Origin of the sequence: Okeania sp. SIO3B5 (assembly GCF_010692555.1) — a bacterium.
In the GTDB taxonomy this organism is placed as follows: domain Bacteria; phylum Cyanobacteriota; class Cyanobacteriia; order Cyanobacteriales; family Microcoleaceae; genus Okeania.
In genome coordinates this window covers 26,651-33,051 of the sequence record NZ_JAAHHG010000019.1, presented here as the reverse complement: position 1 = coordinate 33,051, position 6,401 = coordinate 26,651, and the positions used below count along the sequence as shown (strand labels likewise).

The following is a 6,401-nucleotide window of genomic DNA, read 5'->3' as shown; positions in this document are numbered from 1 at the left end:
TCTTGACTACTTCTTCTATAATTCCCATTCCTCCTGACTTCACCGATTCACCGATTCACCGATTCTACCCCCTACCAAAAGACTTTTTCAGCAAACCCTATCTAGTACAGGATGGCAGAAATAACTAACCAGTTACAAAATTCTAAGAGCCTTACCAATCAATACTTTTGACTTCTAACTTTTGACTTTTAACTTCCGCGTAGCGGCACTAGAGCAAACCATCATTATCCATTAGATATTTTGCCACCTTATTAATAGAGCGACGAATCTGGGGATCGCGTCCACCACGACTATCAATTACAGTTATTACATACACCTCACCATAAATACTTAATGCTAAAGTGGTACCCAGAGCGCGAGAATTTTCTCCCGTCTTTTCACCAATCCACTGAACTTCTGGCAACTCTTCTAGGGCGGCATATCCCAATAACCTATCCTTCTGACGAGCTAAGGCTTCCATCAATACATCAGAATTTGGATACTCATTATTATATATTGAAACCATCATGTCTGTCAGTTCATTGCTAGTTAGGGTATTGCGACCTTTACCAGGATTTTTGGGCATGATCCGGTTACCCATCAGTTTGTAGTTGACACTCATCACTTTGTAGCCATCATCTTTGAGAACTTTATTAATATAAGGTTGTCCTAAATAATCAATAAGTTGATTTGTGGCAATATTGCTACTGTGGTCAATCATTTGCCCAACTAGAGTTTTGAGGGGATAGGGTTTTCTAGCTCTAATTTCTGAAGCATCTTCAGTAAAGTTTCCCCTACTCACATATATAGGAGTATCTAAACTGATATTTTCTTTGGATACTTTCTGCATTAATGCTACAGCAACAGGAACTTTAATTAAACTAGCAGGACTAGCAGGTGGTTTATTGCCGTTTAGGTCTAAACATTTTCGCCGGAGGTTACAAATAGCGATCGTTGCTCTGCTAGATAAACCACTATCTTTACGAATTTTCTCTAAAAAGTTTGACTTTGTTAGGTTTAACTGATAATAAGAATCATTCAGACTACGTTGGTATTCTTCGATCTTTTTAGTAGTTTTTTCTGCTATCAATGAATCGGTAGGAATTGCTTCTAAATTATAAATAGCTTGTTGCCAGAGGTGTTTTTCTGTTTCTCTAGTTTTTACAGTTGGATTTGGAGTTTCTCCTACTTCTGATGCTTGAGCACCAAGAATTAATGCTTGATTCCAGTTATCATTTGCTCGTTGTTCAATTAATATTTGAACTTCAATTTCTTGTAATTTTTGTAGCAAGTTTTCTTGCTTTTGTAATACAGTGTCATCCTCATCAGAAAAGAATAATTGCTTTCTGGGAGTAGGTAGAGATTCTAATTTCGCCACTGTGCGATCGCGCATATCATAGAGTTCTTGTAAAGACTGAGTATAAGATTCTTCTGCCCAGGAACTCTCTATATTCGCAATTGAAATTATGGTAATACTAGCTATTGTTGTTAAAGTGCTAGTCAGAATATGTCTGATTTTTAGTCTTCCGTACATTGAATTTGCCTCACACAAATAAAGAATTTTCTACTGACCAATAAAAATACAATATTTTAATCTTTACTGCATCAGCTTGTCTAACTAAATACAAATATATAGTCTTTTTTATTATATTTTAGTAACTTTGTCAACTTTTATTAATCTATTCACAAAGTAAGTAGGAGGAGAGAGATATTAACAAGGCAGGGTTTTAGACCCAATTATTTTGATAAATAGTAGTTTAAAAGCATATTTATTCAGGGTTATTATCCGGATACTATACTAGGGTTTGCTGAATAAAGTATGAGTGGTAAGGGTAGGAGTCAGAATTCAGAATTCAGAATCCAGAATTCAGAATTCAGAATCCAGAATCCAGAATCCAGAATCCAGAATTCAGGAGGAACGGGGAATTATAGATCAATACGGTTCAGTTAAGGATTTTTTTTGCAGTTCTGTAGTCTGAAAAGCCTATCTAATAGTTCCATATCATAGGAGTTTTCGTCTTAACTGAACCGTATTGAATTATAGAGGAGGTAGTCAGAAAAATTGTAAGAGTGATTTTTCTGCCATAATCGTCTGAAAATACTAGCTTTATGCAGCTATTGCCACCAAAAAGCTGATACTTTTTGAGACAAAAAAATGCTACAACCAATATCAGTCAACACTTTGAGATTTAATCAGCAAGCCCTATACTAGACATTTTATAAAAGGGGGAATAGTGGATCGAAACAGCTTGGTGCATTAGAATAGCTCGCCAAAAGTTACTAATGTCAAAACAGGCGATCGCTAAAAATAGGTAGCCCAAAACAGCCCATTTAGGGTTTGCTGATTAAATCTCAAAGTATGAGACCTCTCCAAAAATCAAAAATAAAATCAATTATCGTACATAAATTATCAGTTATATCAAATCCGCTCGGGTTCGGTATAAAAAAAATTTCATCTTCACCTAAAGAGCAAATCTTTCTAAATTCTCTTTTCTCCTGACTCCTGAGTTCTGACTCCTGACTCCTAGATTAACTATCTAATTACACCGATGCTACCGGATTTGATATTATTCCCCTCCTGGGAGGGGTTAGGGGTGGGTTCCCTATTCCCTATTCCCTATTCCCTATTCCCTATTCCCTATTCCCTATTCCCTATTCCCTATTCCCTATTCCCTATTCCCTATTCCCTATTCCCTATTCCCTCTTTTCTGGAGATGTCTATTGACTGATATTGGTAAGTGCCTTTTTCAGAAATGAAAAAGTACCTAGTTTTTGACTATTGTTGTCTCAAAATAGACCTCTCCAAAAATCAAAAATAAAATCAATTATTATCCATAAATTATCAATTATTCCCCTCCTGGGAGGGATTAGGGGTGGGTTCCCTGTTCCCTGTTCCCTGTTCCCTGTTCCCTGTTCCCTCTTTTATGGAGATGTCTAATGGTAAAGTTTTGACCCTGACAATGCCGAAAATTTGACCGTAGCAGATAGTTTAAACTGTTCCCTGTTCCCTGTTCCCTACTAACATTCCTCATATTGATGAGAGATTTAATTCCTAAGATTAATATTGGGTTTACCAAGTTCAACCCAACCTACAAAAGTGCTAAAATTCATCAAATTCTTCACACAAATCTTGTAACTGCTGATGCTGTAATCTTCTCGAAGAACGCCTATACTTTTTACTAGCTAACTTAGGTTCCAACTTTTGTTCGCCACCAGACTTCATTTTTGCCTTCCAGTTTGACTCAACATCAGGTTTTTGTTGCAAAGCTTCTTGATGCGCGATCGCCTCTTCTAAAAACATCAAATAATATTCATACCTATCCCAGTCACCCCTGACTACACAGTTAGGTTCATCCCGATGCAAACAGTCACTAAATTGACAACTTCCTTCTTCTAAATACCGTCGCACTTCTGGAAACAAATACCCCAACTCCAAAGGTTCGCACTCTAACTGTGGTTGATTAAAACCAGGCGTATCTGCTAACAAACCCCCAGTCGGTAGCTCAAATAATTCAACGTGACGAGTAGTATGTCGTCCTCGTGACAACTTTCCTGATACTGCAGCGACTCTTAAATTAACATCAGGAATCAAATAGTTAATTAAACTTGACTTCCCAACCCCAGAAGGACCAGAAATTACCGTAATTTTATTTTTCAGTTTTTCCCACAGAGAAGGCGAACTATCTTTTGCTATCCCCAAACCTACATCTGTTTCCACACTAATCAAGAATGGATCGTAACCCCACTGAGAAATTTTATTGCGCCATCTCTCTATTTGCTCTGGTGTAACCAGATCGCATTTATTCAAACATAAACATACCTCTAAACCTGTTGACTCTGCCTTTACTAAAAATCTCGTCAAAGCAACAGGGTCTAAATCTGGTTCTGCCATAGCAAACACTAACATTACCTGATTTGCATTAGCTACAGGAGGACGGTCTAGTTCTGTTGTTCTGGGCAAAACCTCAGCAATAGCTCCTCGTCCACCTGCCCAGTCAGGATCTTCTATTACCACGCGATCGCCCACCATTACTTTCTGGCCAATTTTCTTCAATCGCGATCTACGGGTACACAGGAGTTGGGTAAAATTTTCTGTTGTTTTTTTTACCAAATCATCTTTTGTATCGAGCTTAACTTGGTAAAAATTTGCTTGGACTGCGACAACTGTCCCTACCAAATCGTTATTTGCTTCTAAGATAGCACCCTTTTCGGAACAACTCATGCAACCGTTTCCGGGCAACGTACTTTCAGGACAAAATATTCAGAGCGATCGCTTATTTCTTCTATTTGATAACCTTCTATAATTAAACTATCAGGTACTTGCTCTATAGGTTCTCCTGGATCTAGCCAAACTTCCAAAATTTCTCCAGGCATCATCTTTTCTAAGTGCAGTTTTGTCTTGACAAAATTAATTGGACAGGGAGTACCTCGCAAATCTATTTGGGAATCTGGTATTTTTTGCTGCTGGATTTGAGGTTGATAATCCATAATTTAATATTGTCTCTCCAATCTCTTAGTTTTTAATAGTATAGTTGCAATCAATTATGATAATTATTATCAGGAAATGCAGAGAGAAAGAGGCAGAAGGAAATTATGGCCGAATAATCAAGGTTTAAAGCCCCTCCTTTAGAGGTTGTCTGAGAAGTCCCATTTGCTACATCCAAGCCCCCGCGCATCCCCCAATTTTGGGGGACTAGAGCAAGCAAATTGACTCTTGTTCCCCCCAAAGTTGGGGGGCTAGGGGGGCAAAATTCAGTATCAAAAAACTTTTCAGATATCTTCTTAAAGGAAAGACGAGAAAAAATTTTCCTTTGAGTCAATTCTCTTCTTTTCAAGGATAAGTAATTATTAATTATTAACTGTTAATTGTTTAATCCTGCCCTCTGCCTTCTGCTTTTGTTTATTACCTTTTCATTTTTGTTGAAATAAGTTTCCTAAAAATCCTTCTATGCCACCTTTTCCAATACGATCGCCCTTAATACTCGCCAGTTTTTCCAGCAACTCACGTTCTTCTGTGGTAATTTTTGTGGGAATATCTATTGCTATTGTAATAAGATGATCGCCACGACTTACCGGATTACCCAATTTCGGTACTCCTTTATCTTCTAAAGTTAGGACAGTATTTGGTTGAGTACCTGCTGGAATTATTAATTCTGCTTTACCGTCAACTGTATTTATCTCCAGACTACAGCCCAAAATTGCTTGTAAATAACTGATTTTTATTTCAGATAGAATATTAATTCCATCTCTTCTAAACTCTGAGTCTTTTTTGACCCCCAAGAAAACATACAAGTCTCCAGGTGGCCCACCCATTTTACCTGCATCTCCTTCTTTAGATACTCGTAGCTGAGTACCATTGTCTACCCCTCCTGGGATAGTAATTTTTATTTTTTTTGTAACCTCATTTTGCCCACGTCCACCACAGGTATGGCACTTTTCTTCTATTATTTGCCCAGTACCGTTACACGAAGGACAAACTGAAACTTGAGTGAAACTACCGAAAGGAGTTCTTGTTGCCCGGCGTACTTGACCAGTTCCTCCACAGGTAGAACAAGTTTTAGGTGCTGTGCCTGGTTTAGCACCCGAACCATTGCAAGTTTCACAAACCTCTAAATGTTTGATTGTTAGTTCTTTATCCCCACCAAATACAGCTTCGTGGAAATCCAGATTCAGGTCTATGCGTAGGTCATCACCTCTAACTGGACCTGTACGCCTACGCCCTTGTGTCCCCATTCCTCCAGAAAATCCACTGAAAAAGCTTTCAAATATATCAGCGAAACTATCTGAAAAATCTGTGGAGAAACCTTGTGATCCTGCTCCTGATACTCCTGCTTCCCCAAAGCGGTCGTAACGAGCTTTCATTTCTTGGTCTGAGAGAACTTCGTAAGCACGATTTATTTCTTTAAAGCGTTCTTCTGCTCCTGGCTCTTTGTTCACGTCTGGGTGGTACTTACGAGCCAACCGACGGTAAGCACGCTTTAGTTCCTCTTTATCTGCTGTACGAGAAACACCTAGAATTTCATAATAATCGCTGGCCATAGAGCTGATTGCCTAGAATTAGTGTTAATAAGTATATTTTTGAACTTTTATATTTGAAGTACCCAACAGATACATCAAGCCCGGCAATTCCCGGCCAAAGTCGGGAAAACCTTTCATCGCAACGTGACGGCAGAACCATCAACGTAGGCGGTCTATACGCAATGCTTTGAGAACAATTCCCAAAGCGTCATTCCCATCTCTCGGCATTGACTGGCCGCCATGGGGACATTTAAAATGCTTTGAGTCTCCTAAAATTTTGATGAACACCACCACCCGATTGTACAGGTTTTGGAAATATATTCCTCAGTTACATTTATATAGGGTTGCGCCTCGTTTTAAAGGGTGGAACTTAAGAGTTTGTTTGAAACAATAATATGCCCAAT

General features: G+C 38.5%; 4 protein-coding genes. All 4 read right to left on the bottom strand.

What is annotated here, in order from left to right; translation table 11 throughout:
- Window positions 1-208: 208 nt before the first annotated feature.
- Window positions 209-1,513 carry a serine hydrolase gene (locus F6K54_RS04375; protein WP_293075005.1) on the bottom strand — a complete coding sequence of 435 codons (1,305 nt, stop codon included), beginning with the start codon at window positions 1,511-1,513 and terminating at the stop codon, window positions 209-211.
- 1,566 nt (window positions 1,514-3,079) lie between these two features.
- Complete coding sequence (rsgA, locus tag F6K54_RS04370; protein ID WP_293075001.1) at window positions 3,080-4,201, bottom strand: small ribosomal subunit biogenesis GTPase RsgA; 1,122 nt, start codon at window positions 4,199-4,201, stop codon at window positions 3,080-3,082.
- Window positions 4,198-4,467, bottom strand: coding sequence for a sulfurtransferase TusA family protein (locus F6K54_RS04365; RefSeq protein WP_293074998.1), 270 nt, complete (start codon window positions 4,465-4,467; stop codon window positions 4,198-4,200). Before F6K54_RS04365 ends, rsgA begins: the two co-directional genes overlap by 4 nt.
- A 423-nt stretch (window positions 4,468-4,890) precedes the next feature.
- Window positions 4,891-6,018: a molecular chaperone DnaJ gene (dnaJ, locus tag F6K54_RS04360; protein ID WP_293074995.1), complete on the bottom strand. Its 1,128-nt coding sequence runs from the start codon at window positions 6,016-6,018 to the stop codon at window positions 4,891-4,893.
- Between the last annotated feature and the right edge of the window lie 383 nt (window positions 6,019-6,401).

Excerpts from the sequence above, each read along its gene's own strand:
- F6K54_RS04375 (WP_293075005.1), bottom strand. The coding sequence starts at position 1,513 with ATGTACGGAAGACTAAAAATCAGACATATTCTGACTAGCACTTTAACA.
- rsgA (WP_293075001.1), bottom strand. The coding sequence starts at position 4,201 with ATGAGTTGTTCCGAAAAGGGTGCTATCTTAGAAGCAAATAACGATTTG.
- F6K54_RS04365 (WP_293074998.1), bottom strand. The coding sequence starts at position 4,467 with ATGGATTATCAACCTCAAATCCAGCAGCAAAAAATACCAGATTCCCAA.
- dnaJ (WP_293074995.1), bottom strand. The coding sequence starts at position 6,018 with ATGGCCAGCGATTATTATGAAATTCTAGGTGTTTCTCGTACAGCAGAT.